The sequence below is a fragment of the Paraburkholderia phenazinium genome (assembly GCF_900100735.1).
In the GTDB taxonomy this organism is placed as follows: domain Bacteria; phylum Pseudomonadota; class Gammaproteobacteria; order Burkholderiales; family Burkholderiaceae; genus Paraburkholderia; species Paraburkholderia phenazinia.
In genome coordinates this window covers 153479-177070 of the sequence record NZ_FNCJ01000003.1, presented here as the reverse complement: position 1 = coordinate 177070, position 23592 = coordinate 153479, and the positions used below count along the sequence as shown (strand labels likewise).

Genomic DNA, 23592 nt, shown 5'->3' with positions numbered 1-23592 from the left:
CTTAGCTTGCGCTCAACGCCGCGGGCGACGGGAATTTTGCCGAAAAGCCGGACCCAAAGGACTCGTCGGTGGGACCGACAGGACCACCAGACCCGGCCAGCATTTTAGCCGCGTGCGAGCTTCAATTGTTCGAAGGTGCTGATTTTTCCGGCCAGCGCGCTCGCGGCCACGGTGTATGGGCTTGCCAGCCAGACGTTGCCCGGCCCTGAGCGCCCGGGGAAATTGCGGTTGATCGCGCTGATCGTCACCTCGTCCGCGCTAGCCGACTGGCCCGGCCCGCAGTTTGCGCACGAGCCGCAGCCGGGCATCACGAGCGTCACACCGGCTTGCTCGAACACCGGCAGATAGCCCTGCTCTTCGCAGTAACGGCGCACCGCCATCGTGCCGAACTGCAGGTAGAGGCGCGTGTGCGGCGCCACCGTCAGGCCGTTCTCGACACCCCAGCGCAGCACCTCATGGTAGAAATCGAAGTCCTCGCGCTTGCCGGCGGTACACGAGCCGCCGTAGGCGATATCGATCGCCACCTCCTGCTCGAGTTGCGGCGCCGGCACGCCGTTGCCGGGGTCGCCGGGGCGTGCCAGCATCGGCTGCAGCGTGGCGGCGTCGATGCGGATAGTGTCGCGATATACCGCACCAGCATCGCTCTTCATCCAGCCTTCCAGTGCGAAATCCACGCCGCGCCGCTCCTTCAGAAAGGCCACGGTGCGCTCATCCGGTTCGACAATGCCGGTGAAGCCGCCCAGTTCGGCGACCATGTTCGTCAACGTGGCGCGCTCGTCGATCGACATGGCGCGCACGGCGTCGCCGCCGTATTCGAACACGAGGCCGATCGCGCCGCCCGAGCGGATGGTGTCCAGTTGCAGCAGATGGAGCACCACGTCCTTGGCGGTCACCCCTTCACGCAAGCGGCCCTCGATCTCGATGCGTAACGTCTCCGGCACCTTGCAGCGCACGTAGCCCGTCACCCAGCTATTGGCGATTTCCGTTGCGCCCGCACCGAATGCCAGGCACCCGAGTGCCCCCGAATGCGGCGTGTGCGAATCGGTGCCGGTGACGACCTGGCCCGGCAGCGCGTACTGCTCTGCCATCAGCGCGTGACAGATGCCCTCCGAGCCGGGCACGCCGTCGAGTGCGCCATGCGAGCGCACCGGATAGTCTTGCGCGAACGAGGTGTGCCCCTGCGCGAGGTTCGCCACGCCCGGCAAAAGGCCATCGCGAACGTGCGGGATGCTTTGTGCGGCGAGCACCAGATGGTCCTGGAACGCAATGATGTGATCGGGCGCATGCAACGGCGCCGGCTTGCCGAAAGCCCGATGCATCAGGTGGGCGCACATGCCGGTGAAATAGTCGTGGCTAAAGCGCCAGTCAGCAGCGATAAATACACCGTCGCCGCGCTGCGCGCTGGCGATGCCGGGGTGCAGGTGCCGCTCGATGATTTTCTCGACGAGGGTCTTGGGGTTTGGCGTAGCGTGCGCAGTATTAGCCGCATCGCGCAAGCGCGGCGCCGGCCAGTCGGCGAATTTGCTATACGCGAGCAGGCCGCCGCTGCGGATGATCTGCTGTGTGAGTGCATCGCGTCCCTTGAGAAATTCGTCGATCGGCACCGCCTCGCCGGCGCTCAGGCGGTCTAGCACCGTGAAGTCGGTGGTGGTCAGAATGCCGATGTTGTCGCAATTCTGCTGATAGATGCGCTCGAAGCTTTCGGCGACGATCAGCCGGATGCCCGCCGACAATTCCGCCAGCGGACTCGATTCGCGTGATGAGCCCTTGCCGTAGCGCTTGCCGGCCACCGTGACGCGGAAGCCGCCGTTCTTCACCGCGTCCCGTCCGATGGGCAAGACCTCGCCGGCCTTGAAGCCGACGTAGGGGAACTGGCCGAGGCGCTCGTCGTAGGTGAGCATCACGGTGACGGGGGTGATCTCGTCGGTCGAGACGTTATCGCGCAGCGGGCCGGCCGTGGCGCGCGTGAAATCGCGGCCGTCAAGCTGGGCCGCGACAATGGCAGGATCCTGCGACAAATACAGCACGCGGCCGTCGAGGCGGATGGCATCTTCCATGGGGGAGTCTCCTTTCAGCCACTATACGGCGGCCAGCGCTGTGGCCGAAGTGCTGGTGCGGCAACGCTGAGGTCTCGGTTGGAGACGGTTCGGCGTAATGGAGGCTGTTGATGAGTTCTGGCCCAACACGGAGCCCATTAGTACATTTTCCGACCTAATACTCAGCAAATAATGTATTGGACACTTAACTCGGCACATTGCATCCTTGCGTGACCACGAAACTCCGGCACAGCGTGGCGCAGGGCCCCGCCATCCGTACCCCAAGTGAAGAACAGCAATGAGCGAGACTCCGACTGCATTCGCGACTGCCGGCGTGAACGACAAGATGCGCACCTGGCAGCTTGTATTGCTAATGGCGGCCACGTCGCTCGGCTACTTCGTGGTGCAACTCGACGTCTCGATCGTCAACCTCAGCTTGCCCGCAATTCAGCAGTACTTTCAGATCGACGTGGCCATGCTGCAGTGGATCGTCAATACCTATACGCTGTCGTTTTCTGTCGTGCTGCTCTCGGCGGGCGTGCTCGGCGACCGCTACGGCAGCAAAAATTTTCTGCTTCTCGGGTACGCGACCTTTTGCGTCGCCTCGCTCGCATGCGGCATCGCGCCCACGGTGCCCACCATGCTGCTGGCGCGCTTCGTTCAGGGCATTGGCGCGGCGATCATCGTGCCGAATTCGCTCGCTGTCATTAACTGGTCGCTGCCGGATAACAAGAGCCTCAGGCTCACGCTCGTGTCCATCTGGATGGCGTTTGGCGGCGCTGCTTTAACGTGTGGTCCGATTTTCGGCGGCGTCATCAATTCCATCGCCAACTGGCGGTACATCTTTTTCATTAACCTGCCGGTCTGTGCGCTGGGCATCTTTCTCACCGCGAGATACGTGAGGGCCACGCCAGTGCGCCAGGCGAGGAAGCAGGACTGGCTCGGCCAAGGGCTGATTCTTTGCTTCGCCACGACGCTTCTGGTTCTCATCATCAATTACGTCGAGCTTTCGCGCGATGTGAAACAGGCGCTCGTGGTGGCAGCGGTGGCGAGCTTCGCCCTGTTCATTCGGGTTGAGAACCGCTCGCACGATCCGGCGATTCCGCTGGAGATCTTTCGCAACATCGGACTGCAGAAGGCATTGCTAATCGCCGTCATGGTGAATTTCGTCTACTTCGGCGTAGTGTTCTTTTCGAGCCTCTATTTCAGGCACTATCTGAAGATGACGGTGTTGCAGGCAGGCCTCGCCTTCATCCCGATCACGCTGCCGCTGATCGTCTCCAACCTGTTGAGCGGCAAGATCAGCAGGATATACAGCCCCGAACGCACCATCGCGATCGGCTTCGTGTTCATGATTCCCGGCTTGCTGTACCTCGCCATTCCTGCACTGCGCAACGGCTATGCCCTGATGCTGCCGGCCTTCGCAGTGACGACCTTCGGGATTGGCTTCATCCCGTCGATGATCACGGCGATCGCGATGAACTCGATCGGCCCGGAGCGCGGCGGCATGATCTCGGCCGTGGTGAATTTCTTCCGGCAGATAGCCGGCGCGTTCGGCGTAGCCGTGTTCGGCATTTTCATGACCTCGGCGGATGGCGAGGCCGCTTATCGGCAGTTTGGCGTTGCGCTGGCTTCGGTGGCGCTTGTTCTGCTGTTGTCGATCGGCGTGTTCGCGCGGCTGGAACGCCACAGAGCCGCTTAGGTCCTGTTACGCCTCTTGCCCGAGAAAGCCGACCAGGGCGGCCGCGCTCGCGCTCAGCTGCTCCCGTGCCTTGAACACCAGCATGAGCCTTCGCTGCGCCCATTCGTCACGTAAGGGCAACAGAGCGACATCGAGCGCGTTCAAATACAACTGCGCCACCTGCTCCGGCACCACGGCGACGCCAAGTCCCGCGTGCACCATCCGGCACAGCGCATCGAGACTGTTCACGCGGATCTTCACGTCCAGTTGGCGCCCGGCCTGTGCGGCTTGCTGCGCGAGAAGCTGAGTAAGCGCGCTCTCACTGTGCAGGCCGACAAAACTGTCATCGAGCAGATCGGCGAACGCGAGCCGCTGCGCCTGCGCAAGCCGGTGCGCAGCGGGCAGCAGCACAGCAAGGCGGTCGGCACGATACGGAACGTGCTCGAGGGCGTCGACGCCCGCGACGGGATTGCAGATACCGAAGTCGGCGGCATGCTCTTCGACCATGCGCAGGACGTCCGCGCTGTTTTGCTCCTCCAGTTCAATCGATACCTCAGGGAACACGCGCGTGAACGCGGCGATGTCTTCCGGCAGGAACTGCACGATCGATGAGAGGTTCGCCACCACCCGCACCCTGCCCTTCGCCCCCGAGGAAAAGCGCGAGAGTTCGGCGCTCATCTGCTCGATATTGGCAATGATGGCCTGCGCGTAGCGCAGTACCGTCTCGCCAACCGGAGTGACGGTGATGCCACGCGATTGCCGCTGGATGACCGGCAGCCCGATCAAGGCCTCGATCTCGGCAATACGGCGGCTGACTGCCGAGGACGCAATGAACTCGCGCTCGGCGGCACGGGCGATGTTCTTTTCCTGGCAGACCGCGACGAACAGGCGTAGCGAGGTCAGGTCGAGCTTTTTGAGGAGGTTTTCCATGGGGCGGTGCGAGGAGGCGAGTGAGTTAGGGTATCACTTGGTGGTTTGGGCACGGCATGGTGCCGTTGGAGCGCTGCGGAACACCGCAGATATGCAAGGCACATAAGCGGCAAGTTTCGGCGCTTCGGCCTGTTCGCCTAAGCCACACGCCCCACCTATTTTTCGCCATAATCACGCGGTCCCTTTCTTCGCCTCAGCCAATGAAACGTCGATTCGCCGCCCTCGCGCTCTCCCCCTTGATCTGCGCGCTTCATCTCACACCGGCTTTCGCCCAAACCACTGTACAGTCGATCGATGGCGTCAGAGGCGCGATCCAGACGCGAGACGCGCGCAAGATGTTCGACGCTTCGATGAGCGGTGTCCAACCACCCGATCGTTTCGGCACCCCGTTGCCGGCAGGATTCACGGACGACTATCTGATGCAGCAACTTGCGCCGGGAGAAGACACGAAGCGTCTCGTGCTGTCGAGCGCAAAGGCCTGGCCGCTGCGTCCCAATTCGTATGTAGCGATGATCTGCCTTGCGAGCACGCCTGACGAGGCGGCCAGCTCGAAAAAATATTATCCGGGCGAGTGCCAGCATTCCGATCCGACCGATACGCAAAGCACCCAGGTCTGGTTCGGCGTATTCGAAGCCAACGGCAACGGCGCACCGAAACTTGTCGCTCGCACCGACGGGCCGGTCGACAAGGAGACCGACTGGAGCGGCATGAATATCGATCCACCCGAAGAGCTGGATGCACAAGATGCGCAAGATGCCAAAGGCGGCTTGCTCATCATGCCCGAAAGCTGGAAACGGTTCGACCTTGCGCCCTATCAGATCAAATCCGGCGAATATGCGTTTGGCGTACGTGCCGGATGGAGCGAGGGTTATTCGGGCGGAGGCGCGGATTTCGAAGCGTTATACCTGTTCCGCGTGGAGGGACAATCGCTGCGCGTCGTGTTCGCAAAGCCCATGTCGTTCGACAAGATGATCGCCGGCGACTGGCACAAGGACGGCACCCGCAGCCACGACGTCACCGACGCGAGCGATTCGCTAGTGCTGCTGCCGACCGAAACCAATGGTTACCACGACATTCAGTTGCGCGAACAAGGGGGAAAGTGGCGACACACACTCAAGTGGTCGCCATCCACGCAAGCGTACCAGTGACGAATCCGTCAGGCGCGCCCTGCGTGCCGCTTCTGAACCAGCTCAGCCCTTCTGGACAGGTTGGCCGGCGCCGACGGTATGGCCGTGTACTGCCACGTCACCGTCGAGCCCGGATTCGGATAAGTGGTATTTGCGCCGCTGGACGAAGCAACGCCATTGACCAGCAACTCCCAATAGAATTGCGAGTTGCTCGGTAGCCCCGCGATACTTTCGACTTCGTATCCCAGGTACCCCGGGTACGGCACTGACTGGCTATAACCGTAGTACTCCAGCGTGAACAGGAACGGATCGGAGGTCGTGTGCGTTTGCGCGAGCACGAAGGCCTGCTCCATCACTTGCAGGGCCGTGATTTCCGAGGCGAATGGAACAGAATACTCAAACAGTTGCTTATTGGTGTTGTCGACTGCACGCAGCGTAATCGGATTAAATCCAGCCATGGTTCACTCCGTTAGTTTGACGAGTAACTGGTCAAGCTTAGTCAATCGCCCAACGACTTACAATTAACAATAACGGTCGGATAACGCCATTTCCTTGCGTTTTGCATAAAGCCACGCGGCCGAACGTTGTAGTCGTAGAGCGTGATGCCAGGGCATAGACTTGCCACTCAAAACCGGTAGCTCGAAAACACCCCATACGTGACCTGGGTCTTCTTCTCGACGATCGGGCTTGCGCCAACGTCGCCACGCAGTTCGGTGGCCACCACTGCCGCGCCGACACCCCATTGCCTGGAAATACGGTAGTCCGCCTTGACCGAGACGTTGAACGAGGCGACACCCGAACCCGGTGCGTATGCGGGCAAGCCGGAGCTAATGCTCTGGCCTTGATCGACACCATAGAAGGTACGGTTGTACTGGCTGCTTCCCCACGTCAGGCCGGGCCCGGCACTTAACGATAAACGGTCGCTCGGCTGATACTTGCCTTCCAGGCCAAGCGTTGCCACGGTGCCTTCGTGCTTGCCGAGAATGTCCGTAAAGACGCTGCCGCGCGCAGTGAACCAGCCCACTGTATAGCTGCCGAAGATCCCGGCGTGCGCGGTGCGAGGAATATCGCCGAGGCCCTGCAGGCGCGCGTCGTCGGATTGGTCGCGCGGCTGGATGAAATCGTATGAGAGCATCGCGGCCACCTGCCAATGCGAGTCCCGATAGAGGTAAGCGCCGAGTCCCAACGGTGCGCTCACGTCGGGCACCGTGCCGATGAAATAGCGCCCATAGGTCGCGCCAAGCAGCGGGATGGGTTCAAACTTGCGGTCGCTGGCTCCTGGATACTTGGGTAAGCTCAGCACTCCGCCGCCGGCGGTAAAGTGCCAGGTGTCGGCAAACATGGCATCGGGGGCGGTTGACGCTGCGGTTTCGTCGGCCATCGCATCGAACGTCGAGGCGCCGAGCAGCGTGCCCAGCAACAGAGTGAGAACAGAACGACTTACACGTGCTTTCATCGAGATCCCCAGGCGCGCAGCTCACAGCTCCGGCCGGTCAAGTATTTGGAGGTAATGGAGATTGAGGTCCGGTTAGCCGACCCGGTCCCGCAGACATGGCGAGGTATCCCTGTGCCTTTTCCGGCGCCTTACGCACGCTGGGAGGACGGGTCACTCGCGGCGATCATGGCGTGGCGCCCGGGTGGGGACCAGCGGATTGCGACGAAACGCAACCGGCCGGCGCGAGCGGGGTTGGAAACGGCGCGAGATGCCGCGTCGTTGGCACGGCGGCGCTCCGTCATTCATGAACCCAGCTCATAGCGGCTTGCGGTTTATCGGTCTATATCGATGGCCGTTGGGTGGCTATCATGATCTCTGATCCACCATCCAAGGCGAGACTGGAAACGTCCATTCTCGAATCATGTCGCCCACCCATCGATCTTCCGACACGCCCGCTGCGTCTCCCGCCGCTGCCACCGAGGGCACACCATGTCGCGGTCTTCAAAGCGCCGCTGAACAAGCCGCGCAAGCGCATGGCCCGCTGATTCTGGCCACGCTCAGCCTGCTGATGGGTTTCGCCTCGATTTCGACCGATCTGTACCTGCCCGCCCTGCCGGCCATGGCCGCGACGCTGCACGCCAATGCCGGCGCGGTCGAGCTGACCATCTCGGGCTACCTGATCGGCTTCAGCCTGGGCCAGCTTCTGTGGGGCCCTATCTCCGACCGCCACGGCCGGCGCCTGCCTATCGCAATCGGTCTGGTCCTGTTCATTGCCGGTTCGGCGGGCTGTGCGCTCTCGACGACTGCGCCAATGCTGATTGGCTGGCGCGCGCTGCAAGCTGTCGGCGCCTGCGCCAGCGTCGTGCTGGCTCGCGCGATGGTGCGCGATCTCTACACCGGCCACCGCGCAGCGCAAATGATGTCCACGCTAATGACAGTGATGGCCATCGCCCCGCTGCTCGGGCCGAGTGTGGGCAGCCTGATTCTTCATGTCGCATCGTGGCGCGCCATTTTCTGGGCGCTCGTCGCGGTCGGCTTCGCCACGCTCGCGGCGCTCTACGCCCTGCCCGAAACCTTGCCGCCCGAACGTCGCAATCATGCGCCGCTAAGCCGTGCCATGGCGGGCTATGCGGAGCTACTGACGCATCGCCGGATAATCGGCTATGCCGGCGCCGGCGGTTTCTTCTATGGCGGCACGTTCGCCTATATCGCCGGTTCGCCGTTTGCGTATATCACCTACCACCACGTATCGCCGCAGTTTTACGGGGTGCTGTTCGGCGCGGGGATCCTCGGCATCATGCTCACGAATCAGATCAACTCGAGACTCGTGATGCGGCTTGGCAGCGATCGGCTGATGCGAACCGGGACGCTCTGCGCAGCACTTGCAGGTATCGTGCTGGCGATCGACTCTTGGACTGACTGGGGCGGTTTGATGGGGCTGGTGATTCCGCTCTTTGCGTTCGCTGCGGCGACCGGTCTGGTGGTCGCCAATTCGATTGCCGGCGCGCTCGGCGCCTTCCCCAAGCGCGCCGGCGCGGTATCGGCGCTGGTCGGATCGATTCAGTACGGCACCGGCATCCTGGGATCGGCGCTGGTCGGTTTGTTCGCAGACGGCACGCCTTGGCCGATGGGCTGCGTCATCGCGCTGATGGGCCTGGGTAGCGCACTTTGCGCGATGCGGCTCGTCCCCGACACGATAGTCAGCACGGCTGAAGTAACCAGCGCTGGCTCTTAGAACGTATAAGCAAGCTTGCCGAACGCCGTACGGCCCAGCGTGTTGTAACCATATGCCGTCACGTACTGACGGTTAAACAGGTTCGACAGGTTTGCGGACAAGATGAGATGCGAATTGACCTTGTATGCGGCACGCAGGCCGACGGTCGTATATGACGGCAGATAGATTGCGTTGGCCTGGTCGTCGTAAGTCGATCCGCCGTACAACACAGAAACGCCAGTGCTCAACGCATGCAGGTGGAACTCGTCCCAGGTGTGATCGACGCTCAGGCTAACGGTCTGACGGGGCCGGCGATTAAGCCACGTCTGGCCGGTGACGTCCTGCGGATTGAGAATGCCGACCGCTGCACTGACGACCGTGGTTTGGGCCAGTGTCCCCTTGTACGACAGTTCGAGACCCTGAATATGCGCCCGGCCGATGTTCACCGGGAGGTAAGTGACCGAGTTGTAGCTGATGAGGTCGTGAACGCGCGTGTCGTACACAGCGGCCGTGAAGGTGCCGAACGAGGTCGCGGCATCCAGCGCAGCTTCGACCGTATCGCTGCGCTCAGGCAGCAGATTCGGGTTCGAATACCCTGGGTAATACAGGTCGTCGAACGTCGGCAGACGGAATGCATTGCCATACGAGAGGCGTGCCGTATAAACCGGGGTGATCGCATAAGCAACGGCGACATTGCCGGTATTGACCGACTGGCCCTCGATAATCTCGTGGCGCCCTGCCAGGAACACCGTCAAATCACCCAGCGTGGCCGATTGATGCAGCGAGACCGCGGAATCGTTGCGCGTCGGCACGCCGTTCGGGATATCGACGGGCAGGAAGGCTTGCTCGCGGGAGAAGTCGTAGGCGAGCTTCGTCTCGCCGGACAGCGGCTGATCGAAGAGCCTCAGGCCTTTTTCCTGATGGGTCAACGAGGTCGACGTGCTAAAGCGCGTCGAATCGATCTCATCGGACGGGATAGCCGGATTGTGCGCGTAGAGGAACTGGCGATCATTCGCATACCCAACCGACTGATCGAACTGGGTGAACGGCGTGATATCCAGATGGAACGCCACGCCCGTCGTCAATTGATGATCGAGCTGCCAGTCATCGCCGCCTGCGTCATCGTAGGAAAGATTGGACCTGTGATACAGCGCGAAGGTGGAGATCGACCAGTTGTCGTGCGCGTAACCGAGCCGTGCATCCACGTCCTGCGCATGGTACGGATTGCGGCCGTCCTCATGTCCGTAGGCCCACGGCTGGGTCGCATCGATCCCCGCCGTGTTGTAGTCATGCAGACCCAACGAGTAAGTCACGCCAGACAAAGCAGCGAGCGGACCGGTGGAAGGAATACTGCCGGAGGTGCGCACTTGCGTATCGAAGGTCTTGTTCGAGCCGCCGCCGAACGAAACCGTGGTCTGGTTCGGCTGGTTCGAAGCATGGTTCGTGAAGAGTTGCACGACGCCGCCCACTGCATTCGCGCCGAACGACGCGGCCGCCGGGCCCGAAATGACTTCGACGCGATCGAATGCGGAGGTCGGAAGATCAGACCACTCCGCTGCGCCCGAGGTCGAAGAACCGACCCGGATACCATCGATAAAGACTGCAACCTGATTTCCCGACGAACCGCGGATGCTGACCGAGGCGAGAGTGCCGGGTCCGCCGTTTTGCGAAATCGTCACCCCGGGCAGCGTAGCGAGGGCCTGCGTAATGCTCGGGTCGATCGGCGACAGACGGTCCAGATCCGCGCGGGTGAGCACCTGGGTCGAGGCGTAGCGCTGATCGAACGACTGCGGCAAGTGCTGCGTATCCCCTGTCACGAGGATATTGGGCAGCGTGGTTGTCGCCGGCACCTGGTCCGGCTGCTGCGGCGACGAATCGTCCGCATGGGCAATCTGCCAGCCGGACACGGCCAAGGCAGAGGTAACGATCAAATGACGGAACTTCATAAATCTCCAGGGGATTACGCGCCCCAAAGTCGGCAGAGAGGGATACGACGCCGGGTCTGACTTCCGGTCAATGCTGCAACCGGTCACAGTGGCGCGACCGCGCTGGAGTTGCACCAGCTTCCACGAGTCGTACGCGCGCATTCTACTTCTGAATCCATCGACGCCGAAAACCCCACCCGGAAATGAATTCACGGGTGGGGCAAAAAAAACACACAAGGTAATCAGGCGGCTCTTGCGCCGTTGTGCTCCGCTTCGAGCTTCTGCCGCAAGGTCCTGGCCGCCGCGATCATGTTGGCGAGAGCCGCTTCCGTCTCCGGCCAGCCGCGCGTCTTCAGACCGCAATCGGGGTTGACCCAGAGCCGTTCGGCGGGAATCACCTCGCAGGCGCGCTCGAGCAAGCCTTGCATCGTTTCGACGCTCGGCACGCGCGGCGAATGGGTGTCGTAGACGCCCGGCCCGATCCCGTTCGGATAGGCGAAGGCGCCGAAACCGTCCAGCAGTTCCATCGAGGAGCGCGACGTTTCGATCGTAATGACGTCCGCATCGAGTGCGGCGATTGCCGGCAGAATGTCGTTGAACTCCGAATAGCACATGTGGGTGTGGATCTGCGTCGCGTCCGAAACGCCACCCGCTGCAATCCTGAAGGCCCGCGTGGCCCATTCCAGGTACTCGGCCCAGTTCGACTTGCGCAATGGCAATCCCTCCCGGAATGCCGGCTCATCGATCTGGACGATGCGGATGCCAGCCTTTTCGAGGTCGAGCACTTCGTCGCGAATCACCAATGCCAATTGCAAGGCGGTGGTCGTGCGAGGCTGATCGTCGCGCACGAACGACCATTCGAGCATCGTCACCGGCCCGGTCAGGACGCCCTTCACCAGCCGGTCCGTCAAAGACTGGGCGTAGCAGGCGCCATCCACGATCATCGGCTCAGGACGGAAGACGTCGCCGTAAATGATTGGCGGCTTGACGCACTGCGAACCGTAGTTCTGCACCCAGCCGCTCTCCGTCAACGCATAGCCCCACAGCCGTTCGGCAAAATACTCGACCATGTCGTTGCGTTCCACCTCGCCGTGCACCAGCACGTCGAGCCCGAGTTCCTCCTGCTTGCGCACCACCGTCGCGGTTTCCGCGCGCATGCGTTCGAGGTACTCGAGTGCGCGCAACTCACCGCGCTTATAGGCGGCACGCGCCTGGCGGATCGCCGGCGTCTGCGGAAACGAGCCGATGGTGGTGGTCGGCAGGAGCGGCAGCTTCAGCGAATGCCGCTGCACGCGACTGCGGTCTTCGAACGGGTTCTTGCGGCTCGCCATCGCATCCGTGACGGTCGCGACCTTTCGTTGCACCAGCACGTTCATGACCGCGCTCGAACTGCGCCGCGTGGCGAGCGCCGCATCGGTAGCCGCGAGCTGAGCTTGTGCTGCTGCCGGATCGCGCAAGGCGAGCGCAATCACGCCAAGTTCATCGAGCTTTTCCGTGGCGAAAGCCAGCCATGATTTCACTTCGGCATCCAGTTTCTTTTCCGAAGCAAGCGTGACCGGGACGTGCTGGAGCGAGCACGACGGTGCAATCCAGAGCTGGTCGCCGCGTTCTGCATGAAGTGTCTGCAGCGACCCGGCAATTGCGCCCAGGTCGGCACGCCAGACATTACGCCCGTCGACGACACCGGCCGACAGCACCTTGTCCGCCGGCAGCGCCTTGCGCCATACCTCGAGTTGCTCTGGCGCCCGGATCAGATCGATATGCACGCCATGCACCGGTAGCTGAGCGACGAGCGTCGCGTGATCGGCGGCCGTGTCGAAGTAAGTCGCCAGCAACACCTTGACGCCCGAGGCGCCCAACACGTCGTACACCGCAGAGAACGCTTCGAGCCATTCACCTTCGAGGTCGAGACACAGCGCGGGCTCGTCGATCTGCACCCATTCGATACCGCGTTGCTTCAGCGCGTCGAGAATCCGCACGTAGCGGATCACCAGCTTCGGCAGCAACGACAGCCGGTCGAAACCCGGTGTTTGACTCTTGGAGAGCCACAGATACGTGATCGGCCCGATCAACACGGGCTTGACCGGCAGATTCAAGGCGAGCGCCTCGTCGATCTCGTCAAAGAACCAGCTCACGCCGCCATTGAAGGTCGTATCCGGGCCCAGTTCCGGCACGAGGTAGTGGTAGTTCGTATCGAACCACTTGGTCATCTCCATCGCCGGCTGCGCCTTGTTGCCGCGCGCCAGTTCATAGTACTGGGCAAGCGAGAGGGAGGCCGGCTCGAACCCGAAGCGCTCGGGCAACGCACCGAGTAGCGCCGTGAGATTGAGCATCGGGTCGTAGTACGCGAAATCGCCTACCGTAACGAAGTCCAGCTTCGCCGCGCGCTGCTGTTCCCAGTGACGAGCCCGCAACGCCTGCGCGACGCTGCGCAGATAGGCGTCGTCGGACTCGCCGCGCCAGAACGACTCCTGGGCGAACTTGAGTTCACGATTGGCGCCGATGCGCGGAAAACCATGTATGTGGGTGCAGGCCATAGTGGATCCTTAACTGAATGGGCCACAGTTTGAAAGTCGCGCTATGATTCATCAAGCGACATGTTTTCATTATTGTATGAGCCATATTCATATCACCCGCCTGACGGCTGCTGGCCTCCCCGGACGGCGCCATGCTTGAACTGCGTCATCTCCGCTCTCTGATTGCGATTGCCGATTCAGGCAAGCTGGTCAGCGCCTCCGAACGCGTCAACCTCAGCCAGTCCGCCCTGTCCCACCAGATTCGCGACATGGAAGCGCACTACGAAGTGTCCCTGTTCGAGCGCACCCGGCAAGGCCTGCGCTTTACCGTGGCGGGCGAACGGCTGCTGGCGCTGGCCCGCGAAACAGTGGCCGCCGTGGCTGCAGCCGAGCGGGACGTGGTGCGCCTGAAAGGCGAAGTCAAGGGTGAGCTTCGCATCGTGCTGGAATGCCACACCTGTTTCGACTGGCTGATGCCGGTGATGGACGAGTTTCGCCGCCGCTGGCCGGAGGTGGAGGTCGATCTGGTCGCCGGGTTCCACGCCGACCCGATGCGCCTGCTAAGCGAGGGGAAAGCGGATGTGGTGATCGGCTCGAAGCCCGTCAAGCGACGCAATCTGGACATTGCCCCGCTGTTTCGCTTCGAGATTCAAGTGGTGATTGCCAACGAGCACCGTCTGCGCAACAAGCGGCGCGTGAGTGCCGAAGACCTGCTGGGTGAGACGCTGATTACCTACCCGGTTCCCGAATCGCGCATCGACCTGATTCGCGAAGTATTAGAGCCAGCCGGCATCAAGCTGGAGCGCCGCACGGCCGAGCTGACCATCGCGATCATGCAACTGGTTGCCAGCCGCCGGGGCATTGCGGCATTGCCCAACTGGGGTTTGAAGAACTACATCGACCACGACTATGTGCTGGCAAAACGTGTGGGCACGGACGGCTTATGGAGCGAGCTCTATGCGATCGCGCCCAAAGGGACGAGCGGCCGGCCCTACTTCGACGATTTTGTGTCGATCGTGCGCGACATCTGCGCCGCGCAACTCGACAGTATCGAGCTGCTGTCCAGCGTCGAATAAACGACGCTTATTCGACGGATTGAACTGAGCGGATAAGGTTATTGCGCAGCGTCACGATCGCCTTCTGCACTTTCGCGAACTCGTCCGGCGCGAGTCCGGTCGCCTCGGCGAGATTCATCTTCAGGCCTTTTTCGCGCAGCTTTCGACCGCCTTTCGTGAGACTGACCCGCACCTGGCGCTCGTCTTCGGGATCGCGCTGCCTTTCCAGGTAGCCCATCGCCTCGAGCTTCTTCAGGATCGGTGTGAGCGTATTGGATTCGAGAAACAGCTTCTCGCCGAGCCCGCTGACCGTCTGGTGGTCCTCCTCCCACAGCGCGATGATCGTGATGTATTGCGTATAGGTGAGTCCAAGCTCCTCAAGTATCGGCTTGTAGGCCTTGCCGAACGCCAGATTCGCGGAATAAACCGCGAAACACAGGAAGTCCGAGAGCATTGTGGGCGACGCTTGGTCCGCAGATTTCATCAGCATCCTCATAGGCTAAGGAGTTGTGGCTCGCAAGGGTGAAGCTATAACATCGCATGCGATTATATCGCGTTGTATTTAAATTTGCACCGCTTGCGGTCACGGACCGGTCGTATTGGCTCCGCTGGTCGATCCAGCCCGTTGACTCAAGCGACGGGCAATTTCCAGCCCGGCCGGATGAAGTGACACGTGTAGCCGTCGGGATGGCGTTCCAGATAGTCCTGATGTTCCGGCTCTGCCTGCCAGAACGGGCCCGCAGGAGCGATCTCGGTGACGACCTTGCCGGGCCAAAGGTCGGATGCGTCGACATCCGCCACGGTCTTCACGGCCACTTGTTTCTGCTCGTCGCTGAGATAGAAGATGGCCGAGCGGTAGCTCGTCCCAAGGTCGTTGCCCTGGCGGTTTTGGGTTGTGGGGTCGTGAATCTGGAAGAAAAATTCGAGGATCTGACGATAGCCGATCTGGCTTGGGTCGAACACGATCTCGATAGCCTCTGCGTGCGTGCCATGGTTCCGGTAGGTCGCATTGGGCACGTCGCCGCCCGAGTAGCCGACGCGCGTGGACAGCACGCCGGGATAGCGCCGCAGCAGGTCCTGCATGCCCCAGAAGCACCCGCCGGCCAGGATGGCGGTTTCGGTTTGCGTCGTCATGTCATTCATCTCCATCAGTGGCGCGACTCTATTGAGTACGCAAATCGTAAGTTAGTTCGTTCACCGGCTCCCGGTGGATGCGAGCGCCTCAATGGCTCCGCCCTCGCCTCGTGAAAAACTTGCTGCCGGGTCGCCATTGGCGATCCCGGCAGCATGCCAGAAATCGACGCGCTCGGCAGACTGGCCTCAATCCGGCGGCGGGCAAAGACGCGAGCTTTGCCGCATCAGGCCGTAACGACGTTCATCGCGACTTCAATGTTTCCGTGCACCGCCTTCGAGTATGGGCAGATTTGATGGGCCGCGTGTGCGATCGCCTCCGCAACATCCTGTGCCAAACCCGGCACGCGGACGGTGAACTGGGCGCCGAGGAACCAGGCGGGTCCGGTTTGACCGATGTTTACCTGGATATCCACGGCAGAATCGGGTGGCAGCGTGATCTTCTTCAGCGAGGCCGCAATCCCAAGCGCGGAGATGTAACAGGCCGACCAGGCACCCGCAAACAGTTGCTCGGCGCTCGGGTGCGGCTCGGCGGCGATGAACTCATGGTTTTGACCGCCGGGCGCCGACAGCTTGATATCGACGACGCCGTACTCGCCACGCTGTACGCTGGGGTTGTGGTTGACCGTGGTGTGGGTGTTGCCCGAGAAGAGGACTTTTTCGATCTTGGTCATGCTGAACTCCTTGATGGATATGGGTAAGGGGTGTACCGTGAGTTTAAATCGCATGCGATCTATTCGCATGCGATGCATGATGACGGAAAAGCCTGGCAATGTCAAACGCATACGTTTTAATCGCATGCGAGTTATTAATAGCCGATGATGCCAGCAAGCCCCTGCTGCTTGGGTGCGTCCCCGCCAAAAACCGAAATCGACAACTTGCGCGTACGGCCCTGTCAGCCTCGCCGCACCGATACGGATTTCATCGAGCCGGGCAAAATGCACCGGCGCCACATCGCCAGAAACACCGGATACCGTGGCCGAGCCGCTGAGCGGCACCCGGGTCTCCCGGGCTGCCGCCTCAGAGATATGCAGTGAGCCGCCTTTGAATTGGCGCTCGCCGGCCGCCTTTTTACTGACGGACGAAACGCCGACGTTTCAAAAGCCGTACCTCCTCGTCATCCCCATCACGAAAGCAGATTGCAAGCTCATTGAGAGCTAACGCAAATGCGCATGATTGTCATTTTCATTTCTATTGACGAACCTATGCACGATAGGTACGATGCCCTGCCTCGTGGAGAGTCGTGGGCCGACGCTGAGCGTCCCAAGTCCTCGCCGAGCAAAGCGCATTGACGTTTCGAAACGGCTTAACGACTTTGGACCCGAGGATGTCTGTGAACCCGATGCTGCAGGCGGCAACTCATAGCCGAGACCATTCAGGCCATTTCCGCTCCACCGCTGAGCAACACGATCGCCTTGGCGAACGCAGCGCGTCCCGCTCGAGCAACGCACGACCTGCAGATCGTTACGACGGCCTCACGCGCTTTTTCCACTGGGTGTTCGCCGCCGTCATCATCTATGCGAGCGTCGTGGGCTATGCGCTCGCGCACACAGCCGGCGGAGCCGTCCACGACTTCCTGTCGCGACTGAATATGTCGGTCTCTACCGTGCTGATCCTGCTGTTTCCGCTGCGGCTAATCTGGAAGTTCGTCCGCGCCGAACCGCGCGCGCTACCGGTTGCATCCGCCTGGCAACGCTCGCTCGCATCCGGCGTCCACAACCTGATCTACCTGACGATCTTTACCGTGCTGGCGAGCGGCTTCCTGATGGTCCCGAACGGTTATTCGTTCTTCGGCGTGGTCGAGATTCACACACCGTTTGCCAAAGGCGCACTCACCGAGCACATCTTCGCGGTACACCGCGCCAGTTGCGCGCTGCTGGCGGGGTTGATCGTGCTGCACGTCCTCGCGGTCGTCAAACACCAGTTGATCGCGCGTATCAACGTGTTGGGGCGAATGCTTTAGCGCCCGGAAACAGCACCGAAGCGCTCAACCCCACGCCACCGGGCCCATCGTCCAGCACCACCTCCGCCAGATGCGCCCGGGCGATTTCCCGGACAATGGATAAGCCGAGTCCGCTGCCCTGTTCGCTAGAAATCCGGAAGAAAGGCTCGAACACCCGATCGCGAAGCTCAGGGGATATGCCCGGCCCCTCGTCGGTAATGGTCAGAACCACGCGTGCATCCGTCGAACGGATCTCGAGCGCCACATGCCCACCCGCAGGGGTATAGCGAATCGCGTTGTCGAGCAGATTGAAGAGCAGCACGGACAACAGCGGTTCATTGCCCATTACTTGCGCAGGCTCATCGAGACGAGCCGACAGTTCGACATTGCGGCGCTGCGCGAGCAACGCAAGCTGTTCGATCGTCCCGGTGGCGACCGCACGCAGATCGACGGGCGCACCTTCAAAATCCGCATAGTCCGCGGCTTCCGCTTGAGCGAGCAGCAGCAACTGGTTGGTCAGCGCCACCAGCGAAAGGTTGCTGCGGTGCATGGCCAGCAGGGTCTCTTTCAGTTGAGCGAGATCGTCCTGGCGCCTCGCGTATTGCAGTTGCGTGCCGAGCAAGGTGAGCGGCGTGCGCAGTTGATGTGCCGCGTCCGCGATGAAGCGCCGCTGCATGGCGGTCTTGCGCTCGATAATATCGAGGCATTGGTTGAACGCGCTGACAATCGGCCGCAATTCGTTGCGCAGGGGATCGGCGTGCACCCGCAGCGAGACATTCGGTGCGCGCGCCAGCATGTCTTTCGCCAGCCGCATCAAGGGACGCAGCTCGAATGTCAATCCCACGCACACCAGCACCACCGCAATTGCCACGATGCCCGCAAAATGCAGCATCTGCGGTCTCCATAGTGCGGTAGCCGTCGCATCGCGTTGCATCAGCGTGCGTCCCACCGACACCACGATCCGCCTCGTCACGCCCGAGTCGTACATGGGGCGAATCAGCGATACCGCGCGAATCGGGTGTCCGCTGACCGTCGCGTCATACCAGAGCGGCGCGTCGCCCGGCACGCGCAGCGGGAAATCCGAGGTGCCCGCAATCGTCGCCCCGCCCACTTCGCGAATGCTGAAAAAGACCTCGTCGCCGGCTGGCGAACTCAGAATTTCGATCGCGCTAGGCGAGATTTCCGCATGCAGATAGCCGCTCTCCCATTGGATATCGCCGGCCATCACACGCGCCGAAGACAGCAAGGCTTCGTCCTGCAACAGGCTCGCCGTGCGCTGCGCGTTATCGCGTGCAATCAGTCCCGCCGCGATGACATACACCGTCATCGGCAGCAGCATCCATAGCAACAGCCTGAGCCGCAGGCTATTCGTCATCGGCGCCGTCTTCCAGCAGATAGCCGAGGCCGCGCAGCGTGATGATGGTCGCGGTACTCTTTTCCAGCTTCTTGCGCAGCCGCGATACGTAGATCTCGATGGCGTCTTCGCTGGTCGGCGTGTCCGCGTTGCTGAGCGAATCCGCCAGCATGGTCTTGGCCACAGTCTTCTTGGCGCGCAGGATCAAGGCCTCGAGCACCGCGTGTTCGCGTGGCGTCAAGGTCAGCGGCTCGCCTTCGACGGCGAACTGGCAGCGGTCCATGTCGTAGCTGAGATTGCCGCATTTGAGCCGGTTCGAGCGCGACGACGACTGCCGCCGCGCCAGCACCTTCACCCGCGCCACCAGTTCGCGCGCATCGAAGGGTTTAACGATGTAGTCGTCGGCGCCCGCGCCGAGGCACACCACCTTTTCGTCGACTGCGCCGGTTGCGGTCAGGATCAACACCGGTGTGGCGTCGCCGCGCTCGCGCATGCGCCGCAATACGCTCTTGCCGGACAGATGAGGCAGATTCAGGTCGAGCAGCACGACGTCGTAGGGCACCGAGCGCAATGCGGTTTCGGCGGCTTCGCCGTCGCTCACGCGATCGAGCATGAAGCCGTCGTCCTGCAGGATTCGCGCAAGCCAGTGCGCAAGCTGATCGTTATCTTCGACGAGCAATAGCCTCATCGCATCTATCCCCAAAGCGTTCATGCCGTCCTGTACTGCTCCCGCGTCCTGGTCGAACGGTACAGAACGATGGTTGCCGTGACCCCGCACAGCGCGGCAAATGACATCCATGCACCGGGCGAAGCCTTATCGCCCGTAGTATGAATCAGCCAGGTCGAGATGGCCGGCGTAAATCCGCCGATCACGGTAGCGAGACTGTACGCCATCGAGAACCCGGTGGTCCGCACATGCGCCGGCATCAATTCGGTCAACGCGACGACCATCGCGCCGTTGTACCACGCATAGAGCAGCGACAGCCACAGTTCAACCATCAGAAGACGGACGAACGACGGTTGCGCCACCATCCAGTGCATCACCGGATACGCAGTAAGAATCGCGAGCACGGTACAGGCCAGCAGCACCGGGCGGCGGCCGATGCGATCGGACACGGCGCCCGCAATCGGCAGCCAGATGAAGTTCGATACGCCCACGCACACCGTGACCAGCAACGCATCCAGCGACGTCAGCTTCAGCACGACCTTGCCGAAGGTCGGCGTGTAGGCCGTGATCAGATAGAACGAAGAGGTCGTCATGATCACGAGGCCCATGCCGGCGAGGATGAGCCCCGAATGCTGCAACATCGAGCGGGCGATCTCGGCCATGCTCGGATGATGGCGGCGCGCCGCGAACTCTTCAGTCTCTTGCAGCGAGCGCCGCACATAAAACAGAAACGGCACGATCAGGCAGCCGACGATAAACGGGATGCGCCAGCCCCACGTGTTCATCTCGGACGCGGGAATCAGACGGTTCAACAGTACGCCGAGCGATGCCGCAAACACCACGGCCACCTGCTGGCTCGCCGACTGCCATGAGCAATAGAAGCCCTTGTTGCCCTTGGTCGCGATCTCCGACAGATAGACGGAGACGCCACCCAGTTCGACCCCGGCGGAAAAGCCCTGCAACAAGCGGCCAAACAGCACGATGGCGGGGGCGATGAGGCCGATCTGCGCATAGCTCGGCACAAACGCGACGCATGCGGTGCCCACCGCCATCAGCATTAGCGAGAGGATCAAGCCCTTGCGGCGGCCATGATGGTCAATGTAAGCGCCCAGCACCAACGCACCGATCGGACGCATCAGGAAACCGGCGCCGAATACCGACAGCGCCAACATCAGCGAGGCGAATTCGTTGCCGGTCGGAAAAAACGTAGCCGCGATCGCGGCCGCGTAATAGCCGTACACGGTGAAATCGTACATCTCGAGAAAGTTGCCGCTGGTGACGCGAAACACCGAGCGCACGCGCGATTCTCTTGGGGCGTCCGGTGCAACCGCGGCCGTTTCGCTCGACGAAGATAAGGATGTCATGATGACCTCAATGGTGAGGGACGAGCCCGTCCTCGGTGGATCTCAATGCCACCGAATAAGGCTTCGTTACAGGTGGAAACGTGACGGATCAGCGAGCCGGCATGGCGTTAGCCTCGTCGGCAAACCGGTTGGTGTAGGTCCGCGCCAGGTCGACGTGACGCGGCAGGATCGACGGGTCGACTGCGGTGAGCACGGACAGCACGGTCTGCGGTGCGCCATCGGGCATCCTGCCGTCGCGAGAAAACGAGGGAATCGAGGCCGCGAGCGCCTCGCGGTACAGCGACTCGTTTGGCCCAACGAAGTCCTTTGGCAAGACCGCCATGATTTCGCTCGCGCTGTGCGATGCAATGAACGCGAGCGCGCGGGTCAGCGCGCGCACGAGGTGACGGGTCTCGTCCGGGTGGCTCGCCACCCACTTGCGCTGCGCATACACACAGGCTCCTGCGTATGGGCCGCCGAGCGCCGCGCGCGTGCCCTCGATGCTGCGCATGTCCACCAGCATGTGGGCGGTGCCTGAGGCGAGCAGCCGCGATGCGGTTGGCTCTTCGACCATGCCTGCGTCGATCGAGCCTTTCATCATCGCGTCGACGAAGCCGTTGTCTGGACCGATCGGTACTACCGTATAAACGCTCGCGGCAAGGCCTGCCTGCTGCGCCAGATAGCGGCTCAGAAAATGGGTCGAAGCGCCGAACCCCGTCACGCCGAGTCTCCGGCCGCGGGCGTCCGCCATGCTCTGCATCGGCTGCGCGACTTTGGTCGAGGCGAGTTCCGCGAGTCCTGCGGACTGCGCCAGGACGACGATCGCCTCCACTTCCATACCGCGGCTCTGCAGATCGATCGTATGGTCGTAGAAGCCCACCGCGCCTTGAACGGCGCCGGCGATCAGTTCGGTAGCGGTATCGACGCCGGCGGGCTCGGAAAGGATCTCCACATCCAGACCTTCGTCGCGGAAGTAACCGAGGCGCGAGGCCAGTGTGACCGGCAGATAAACGATCTTCGACGCGCCACCCGTCATAAGCGTCAGCGTTTCGGCATCTGCCTGAGGCGCCGAGAACAGGATCGCACAGGCGGTCGAGGCGAGCGCCATGATGCGGGTGAAGAGTGGCATTGAGGGTGTCTCCTACCTACCTGGTGTGAAGCACCGTCCGTTATCTACGGATCGTCTGGTGCTGTGCTTGCGTGGGTGGAGTATAAAAAACCGACGCCTTCTGCCTGCTTTCCGTCGCCACGAAATGTTGTGGGTGTTTACCCTCGCCGGACGTCCTCTCCTCCTTCGTCAGGCATTTATTTATACCCGGGTATTATTGACTTTATTTTTACCCGGGTATAAATTGCAGACCACTTGAACTCAAGGACAACAACCGTGGCTGCGTTAGACCTGAACGCCGGCGCCATCGCGCCCGTGGTGGATGAAGTAGACCTTGCCGATCTCCGCGTCACTGGAACAATTCCGCATGAGCTGAACGGCGTGCTGATCCGCAATGGCCCCAACCCGCTGCGCGGCCGGTTCACAGGAAACGACGTATTGGACTGGTGGCCGGAAGACGCCATGCTGCATGGCATCGCGTTTAAAGACGGGCGCGTCACGTGCTATCGCAACCGCTGGACGCGCACCCAGCGGTGGGCGCGCGTGCATCATCCCGAGCTTGTGCCGTTTCTGCTCGACACCAATCCGAACGTCAACGTGCTCCAGCATGCGGGCGAAATATTGGCGCTGGCCGAAGGCGGGCCTCCGCTCGCGATCAGCGCTGAACTCGAGACGCTCGGCGCCGCGCGTCGCCACCTGGGACTGGCGGGCGGCATGACCGCGCATCCCAAAGTCGATCCGCAGACAGGCGAACTCATGACCTTTCGCGCCGATTGGAAAAAACCCTGGCTACGCTATGGGGTGACGGATGCGACAGGCAGGTCCAGCGTCGACATCGAGATCGAACTGCCATCCGCGCCGATGATGCACGACATGGCGATTACCGCGAGCCGCAGCATCCTGCTGGACCTCAACGTTGCGTACGATTTCTCGATGCTATCGCGCGGGTTTCGCATGCCGTTGCGCTGGCATGACGAGCGCGCGGCACGCATCGGCGTGATTGACCGGCATGGTGGCAAGCTGCGCTGGTTCGACATCGCGCCGTGCTTTATCCAGCACGTGGTGAATGCCTACGATGCGGATGAAGCGACCGTCGTGCTGGATGTGGTTCGATATTCCCATTTCTTCCGGCTCGCGGACGATGCGGCAGGTTTCGAGGACAACCCGCTTGGCGTGCTGTGGCGCTACGTCATTCACCTCGATCGAGGAACCGTGATCGAGCAGCAGACGGATGATGCCGGCATTGAGCTGCCACGTATCAACGAAACTCGCACGGGTCGTCCTTACCGGTTTCTCTACGCTGCAAAGCAGCCGACCAACACTGAGATTCGAGGCGTAGTTCGCTATGACCTCGAACACGGCTCGATGCAGCAATATCGGGTTCCCGAAGGCGATCAGAACAGCGAACCGGTGTTTGTGGGTCGCCCCGCCGCTTCTGCTGAAGACGATGGCTGGCTGCTCGTCTGCGTCTACCGGCGTGCAACGGATACGAGCGATCTGGTCATCCTCGATGCACGCAATATCGAAGCTGACCCGCTCGCGACGGTCCATCTGCCCAGACGGATTCCGGCAGGATTTCACGGTACGTGGGTTTCTCAGGACAACAGCTAAGGCGAAACGAGGATGCA

19 protein-coding genes are annotated in these 23592 nt (G+C 61.7%); 6 read left to right on the top strand and 13 right to left on the bottom strand.

The window, feature by feature from the left end:
- Positions 1-104: 104 nt before the first annotated feature.
- Positions 105-2057, bottom strand: coding sequence for an aconitase family protein (locus tag BLQ92_RS08060; protein WP_090683268.1), 1953 nt, complete (start codon positions 2055-2057; stop codon positions 105-107).
- Positions 2058-2334: 277 nt separating this feature from the next.
- On the opposite strand from BLQ92_RS08060, the gene BLQ92_RS08055 reads away from it, so the two are divergent.
- Positions 2335-3738, top strand: coding sequence for an MFS transporter (locus tag BLQ92_RS08055; protein ID WP_090683266.1), 1404 nt, complete (start codon positions 2335-2337; stop codon positions 3736-3738).
- Between the two features lie 6 nt (positions 3739-3744).
- Here BLQ92_RS08055 and BLQ92_RS08050 read toward each other — a convergent pair whose 3' ends face one another.
- Positions 3745-4647, bottom strand: coding sequence for a LysR substrate-binding domain-containing protein (locus tag BLQ92_RS08050; protein ID WP_090683265.1), 903 nt, complete (start codon positions 4645-4647; stop codon positions 3745-3747).
- Between the two features lie 200 nt (positions 4648-4847).
- Between BLQ92_RS08050 and BLQ92_RS08045 the strand changes: the two genes are divergently transcribed.
- A complete protein-coding gene (locus tag BLQ92_RS08045) occupies positions 4848-5795 on the top strand; it encodes a DUF2059 domain-containing protein (RefSeq protein ID WP_090683263.1) in 948 nt (315 codons plus the stop codon).
- An 8-nt stretch (positions 5796-5803) separates the two neighbouring features.
- Here BLQ92_RS08045 and BLQ92_RS08040 read toward each other — a convergent pair whose 3' ends face one another.
- Positions 5804-6232, bottom strand: a complete 429-nt coding sequence (locus tag BLQ92_RS08040) for a DUF4430 domain-containing protein (protein WP_090683262.1) — start codon at positions 6230-6232, stop codon at positions 5804-5806.
- Positions 6233-6399: 167 nt separating this feature from the next.
- Positions 6400-7230, bottom strand: a complete 831-nt coding sequence (locus BLQ92_RS08035) for a MipA/OmpV family protein (RefSeq protein WP_090683260.1) — start codon at positions 7228-7230, stop codon at positions 6400-6402.
- A 523-nt stretch (positions 7231-7753) separates the two neighbouring features.
- On the opposite strand from BLQ92_RS08035, the gene BLQ92_RS08030 reads away from it, so the two are divergent.
- Complete coding sequence (locus BLQ92_RS08030; protein ID WP_279607942.1) at positions 7754-8944, top strand: multidrug effflux MFS transporter; 1191 nt, start codon at positions 7754-7756, stop codon at positions 8942-8944.
- On the opposite strand, the gene BLQ92_RS08025 is transcribed toward BLQ92_RS08030, so the two are convergent.
- Both BLQ92_RS08025 and metE read right to left on the bottom strand, forming a co-directional pair.
- Positions 8941-10869, bottom strand: a complete 1929-nt coding sequence (locus BLQ92_RS08025) for a TonB-dependent receptor domain-containing protein (RefSeq protein ID WP_090683257.1) — start codon at positions 10867-10869, stop codon at positions 8941-8943. The genes BLQ92_RS08030 and BLQ92_RS08025 overlap by 4 nt on opposite strands.
- Before the next feature lie 221 nt (positions 10870-11090).
- Positions 11091-13385, bottom strand: coding sequence for a 5-methyltetrahydropteroyltriglutamate--homocysteine S-methyltransferase (gene metE, locus BLQ92_RS08020; RefSeq protein ID WP_090683255.1), 2295 nt, complete (start codon positions 13383-13385; stop codon positions 11091-11093).
- Between the two features lie 131 nt (positions 13386-13516).
- Between metE and BLQ92_RS08015 the strand changes: the two genes are divergently transcribed.
- Positions 13517-14440: a LysR family transcriptional regulator gene (locus BLQ92_RS08015; RefSeq protein WP_090683253.1), complete on the top strand. Its 924-nt coding sequence runs from the start codon at positions 13517-13519 to the stop codon at positions 14438-14440.
- A 7-nt stretch (positions 14441-14447) separates the two neighbouring features.
- On the opposite strand, the gene BLQ92_RS08010 is transcribed toward BLQ92_RS08015, so the two are convergent.
- The 3 genes from BLQ92_RS08010 to BLQ92_RS08000 form a co-directional block, all read right to left on the bottom strand.
- Entirely contained in the window at positions 14448-14903 is a 456-nt protein-coding gene (locus BLQ92_RS08010) for a MarR family winged helix-turn-helix transcriptional regulator (protein ID WP_090683251.1), read from the bottom strand.
- 146 nt (positions 14904-15049) lie between these two features.
- Positions 15050-15553, bottom strand: coding sequence for a peptide-methionine (S)-S-oxide reductase MsrA (gene msrA, locus BLQ92_RS08005; protein WP_090683250.1), 504 nt, complete (start codon positions 15551-15553; stop codon positions 15050-15052).
- Positions 15554-15777: 224 nt separating this feature from the next.
- Positions 15778-16224, bottom strand: coding sequence for an Ohr family peroxiredoxin (locus BLQ92_RS08000; RefSeq protein WP_090683248.1), 447 nt, complete (start codon positions 16222-16224; stop codon positions 15778-15780).
- 653 nt (positions 16225-16877) lie between these two features.
- Between BLQ92_RS08000 and BLQ92_RS07995 the strand changes: the two genes are divergently transcribed.
- The gene (locus tag BLQ92_RS07995; RefSeq protein ID WP_208449381.1) at positions 16878-17513 is read left to right on the top strand and encodes a cytochrome b; all 636 of its coding nucleotides are present in this window, start codon (positions 16878-16880) and stop codon (positions 17511-17513) included.
- On the opposite strand, the gene BLQ92_RS07990 is transcribed toward BLQ92_RS07995, so the two are convergent.
- The 4 genes from BLQ92_RS07990 to BLQ92_RS07975 form a co-directional block, all read right to left on the bottom strand.
- Positions 17488-18867, bottom strand: a complete 1380-nt coding sequence (locus BLQ92_RS07990) for a sensor histidine kinase (protein WP_090683246.1) — start codon at positions 18865-18867, stop codon at positions 17488-17490. The genes BLQ92_RS07995 and BLQ92_RS07990 overlap by 26 nt on opposite strands.
- Positions 18857-19534 carry a response regulator transcription factor gene (locus BLQ92_RS07985; RefSeq protein ID WP_090683245.1) on the bottom strand — a complete coding sequence of 226 codons (678 nt, stop codon included), beginning with the start codon at positions 19532-19534 and terminating at the stop codon, positions 18857-18859. The genes BLQ92_RS07990 and BLQ92_RS07985 overlap by 11 nt, the downstream gene beginning before the upstream one ends.
- A 20-nt stretch (positions 19535-19554) precedes the next feature.
- Positions 19555-20877 carry an MFS transporter gene (tcuC, locus tag BLQ92_RS07980; protein ID WP_090683243.1) on the bottom strand — a complete coding sequence of 441 codons (1323 nt, stop codon included), beginning with the start codon at positions 20875-20877 and terminating at the stop codon, positions 19555-19557.
- An 88-nt stretch (positions 20878-20965) separates the two neighbouring features.
- The gene (locus BLQ92_RS07975) at positions 20966-21985 is read right to left on the bottom strand and encodes an ABC transporter substrate-binding protein (protein WP_090683241.1); all 1020 of its coding nucleotides are present in this window, start codon (positions 21983-21985) and stop codon (positions 20966-20968) included.
- A 255-nt stretch (positions 21986-22240) separates the two neighbouring features.
- Here BLQ92_RS07975 and BLQ92_RS07970 point away from each other — a divergent pair, with 255 nt between their 5' ends.
- Complete coding sequence (locus tag BLQ92_RS07970; RefSeq protein WP_090683239.1) at positions 22241-23575, top strand: carotenoid oxygenase family protein; 1335 nt, start codon at positions 22241-22243, stop codon at positions 23573-23575.
- Positions 23576-23592: the final 17 nt, after the last annotated feature.